This window comes from Hahella sp. CCB-MM4, assembly GCF_002260525.1.
Classification (GTDB): Bacteria; Pseudomonadota; Gammaproteobacteria; order Pseudomonadales; family Oleiphilaceae; genus Hahella.
Map to the genome: position 1 here is coordinate 1 of NZ_MRYI01000071.1, position 543 is coordinate 543.

Sequence of the window (543 nt, forward strand, 5' to 3'; positions counted from 1 at the left end):
CCAAAGACTATGGATGACAGCTTCTTCATGGGCGCGCCGAAGGACACCGCACCGGGCATTGACGGCACCGTTCTGACCTCTCTCTTCGCGATGGGAGACGACGATCTGCGCGTGGCGCTGAGTGCGCAGCTGCGAGCGGATTTCCAGCGGATCCGCGATGCACTGGACAGCGAGGACGGCTATCGCGTCGGCCGCGCCGCGCATGAGTTGAAAGGCCTCGCCGCCACCGTCGGCGCCAATAAGCTGGCCGATATGGCCCGCAGCGTCGATGCCGTGGCCGAAGGCATGGCTGCCCCGGCGCTGGCCGTTGTCATTGTTCCCCTGCAGCGCGAAATCGACGTGGTGCAGGCTCATATCTCTGCGGTTTCCGAGAGTACCCAATCCCTATGACTGCCCGACAACCTGCCGATACGATCCTACTGATCGAAGACACCCCCTCGCTGCAAATGATCTACAAGGCGGCGCTGACGCGCGCCGGTTATGAGGTCGAATGCTGTGGCACCGCCGCCGAGGGGATGGCGGCCTCCTGGCTCCTGAACTCGG

General features: G+C 63.9%; 1 protein-coding gene. It reads left to right on the forward strand.

Features of this window, described 5'->3' with window-relative positions; all coding sequences use genetic code 11:
- Positions 1 to 390, forward strand: a 390-nt coding sequence (locus tag BTA51_RS28930) for an Hpt domain-containing protein (RefSeq protein WP_094712541.1), incomplete at its 5' end; no start/stop codon positions are given.
- Positions 391 to 543: the final 153 nt, after the last annotated feature.